The organism is uncultured Thiocystis sp. (assembly GCF_903866365.1).
Taxonomy (GTDB): Bacteria; Pseudomonadota; Gammaproteobacteria; order Chromatiales; family Chromatiaceae; genus Chromatium.
In genome coordinates this window covers 1-2,525 of record NZ_CAIPNF010000298.1, presented here as the reverse complement: position 1 = coordinate 2,525, position 2,525 = coordinate 1, and the positions used below count along the sequence as shown (strand labels likewise).

The 2,525-nt window shown below is 62.0% G+C and carries 1 protein-coding gene and 2 pseudogenes; 1 reads left to right on the top strand and 2 read right to left on the bottom strand.

The genetic code is table 11. The features are described from left to right. Positions 1-370 precede the first annotated feature (370 nt). Positions 371-1,128 (top strand): annotated as a pseudogene (locus QZY07_RS17100) (transposase); the annotation flags it as partial. On the opposite strand, the pseudogene QZY07_RS17095 reads toward QZY07_RS17100, so the two are convergent. Together QZY07_RS17095 and QZY07_RS17090 are read right to left on the bottom strand one after the other, a co-directional pair. Beyond that, positions 1,124-1,969, bottom strand: a pseudogene (locus tag QZY07_RS17095) (IS3 family transposase); the annotation flags it as partial. The pseudogenes QZY07_RS17100 and QZY07_RS17095 overlap by 5 nt on opposite strands. Positions 1,970-2,056: 87 nt before the next feature. Beyond that, positions 2,057-2,395: a hypothetical protein gene (locus tag QZY07_RS17090; RefSeq protein WP_295405348.1), complete on the bottom strand. Its 339-nt coding sequence runs from the start codon at positions 2,393-2,395 to the stop codon at positions 2,057-2,059. Between the last annotated feature and the right edge of the window lie 130 nt (positions 2,396-2,525).

Here is a 2,525-nt window from a genome sequence, read left to right as displayed (position 1 = left end):
ATTTTGGCAAGCGATCATAAATGGTCATCGAGCCTCACGACTTCAACCCAAGAACATGGCATTCTGTAATACCTCGTAGTTTTTCGATTGCCGATCACCCATTTTGTTATTCGCAAAGTTCTTCAGCTTTCAAAGATTAATCGTCCATTTTTAGCAGCGAATCATGCTGAGGGTTTTTCTTGGAGAAAAGAATAGCATGTCAATCTTTTTGTCATAATAACGTGCTGAATAAGATTTCGCCGGGAATTGCTGGGGGTTTGGAAGGCGGCGCACCGTTGCGGACCACGGCGTTGTTCAAAAACACACGATAGCCATGAAAAGGTGCGCCATGCAAGAGGATACGAACAAACCGACGAAGTCGCACGTGTGAATGGGTCTGGGGTCTGGGGTCGGGGAGATGGGTCTGCCCCTGGATGAGTTGGTGTGTCGCGGGGCGCGTCAGTTGCTCGAACGGGCGGTCGAAGCGGAGGTCGAGGCGCTGTTGAGCGAGTACGCCTCGGTCACGCTCCTCGATGGGCGCCGGTCCGTGGTGCGCAAAGGCTATTTTCCGGAGCGCGAGGTGCTTACCGGCATTGATCCCGTCGCCGTGCAGGTGCCCAAAGTCCGCGACCGCTCGGGCGCGGGGGTGAAGTTCAACTCCAGCCTGGTGCCGCCGTACGTGCGGCGCACGCCCCGGGTGTCGGCGGCGATTCCCTGGCTGTACCTCAAGGGCGTCTCCAGTGGCGATCTCAGCGAGGCGCTGGCGGTGCTGTTGGGGGGAGGACGCCAAGGGGATCTCGCCCAATGTCCTGAGCCGGTTGAAAGCGCAATGGTCGGAGGAATCCCAGAACTGGGCCGGCCGTTCGCTGGCGAACCAACCGTATGTCGATTGGTGGGTCGACGGGATCGATACCGCGCTGCGTGAGCAGGACGATGAGCGGATGTGCCTGCTGGTGATCATCGGGGGCACGCCGGAGGGGAAGAAGGAATAGGTGGCGATACGCGACGGCTTTCGGGAATCCACCGAATCCTGGCTCGATGTCCTGCGTGACCTCAAGGCGCGAGGACTCACCGGGGCTGCGGCTGGCGGTCGGAGATGGTGCCCTGGGGTTCTGGCGCGCCCTGGAACAGGTGTTCCCCGAATTCAAGTTGTGCTGCCGACCTCAATCGCAGCGGTTGGGCGCTGCCCCAGTGTTGTCTCGCCGAAGCGATCCACGATTTTGGCTCCCCTGCCTTCCCCCGAGCGGTAGACCGCCTCCGGTGTCAAGTACCCCAAGGATTGGTGAGGGCGTTCGCCGTTGTAGAAGGCGAAAGACTCGGTCAGTCCCAGGAGCAACTCGGGCAAGCTGGTGTAGCCCTTGAGGTCGATATCTTCGTCCTTGACGCGGCGCCACAGTCGCTCCACGAAAATGTTGTCCAATGCCCGCCCGCGACCGTCCATGCTGATCGCGATCCCTTCGCGCAAGAGCACCCACGTGAACGCCGCGCTGGTGAACTGTGCCCCCTTCGGTATTGAAGATCTCGGGCCTGCCGTGGGCACGGAGCGCCTCTTCCAGACAGTCCACGCAGATTCCAGCATCCAGGGTGTTGGACAGACGCCAGGCGAGCACGCGGCGCGAGTACCAGTCGACGATGGCCACCAAGTAGGCAACACCGTGCGCCAGGAGGACGTCGGTGATCTCCGTACTCCACACTTGGTTCGGGCGCGTGACCTCGACCCCGCGCAGCAGATAGGGGTAAACCGGGTGCTCAGGGTGGGGTTTGCTCGTGGCGGGTCCAGACGCCATGCCCGCGAGACCCAAGATCCCCATCAGTCGCTGCACCCGCTTGCGATTCGCCGCATGGCCTTGCGCCTTCAGAAAGACCACCAGGCGCCGGCTGCCGTCTAACGGGTGTACTCGGCGTCGATCAACCCTAAAAGCATCCGGTCCCACCCGCTGATGACCTCCTCGGTCGAGCGGGTATCGACCCCGGAACGCGCGACACCGGCCAAGGCACATTGCCGGATCACCGCGACCTCGCCCTCACGCTCGATCCATCCGCGACGGACGTTCACCGGCTCAGCCTGGACATTTTTCTATGGAGGCAAACTCAGCTTTACGAGCCGCTCCTCCAGTGCCGCCAGGCAGGGCTCGGGGTGTTGGCGGAAACGCCGCTGGAGCTCCCGCGCCTGCCGGAGTTTTCCGAGTTGCCGGGGTTCCTCACGCCAAGCGGCCAGATCGACCTGCGCCAGCTGCGCGGGGGTGACGGGCTGTAGCCAACTGAGGACGGCCGAGAGCACCCGCACGGCGCCCCGGATGACCAGGCTGGGGGCGGCGACTTTACGTCCGGTGAGGCGTCGCTCGTGGTGACGCAAACGCCCGAACAGATGCTCCAGGTCGTTATCGGTGCGCGGCTCACCACCTATCAGTTTCATCCAGAGGGTGCAAAGCAGGGCAAGGGTCGCCCGAGTTCAGCGAACCGCAGGAGTTTTCTCAGTCCCCGTTGAAACCAGGAGAGACAGGAGCGGGCGAGCTTGCGAAAGATCCAGTGGTCAGGATCGGTCT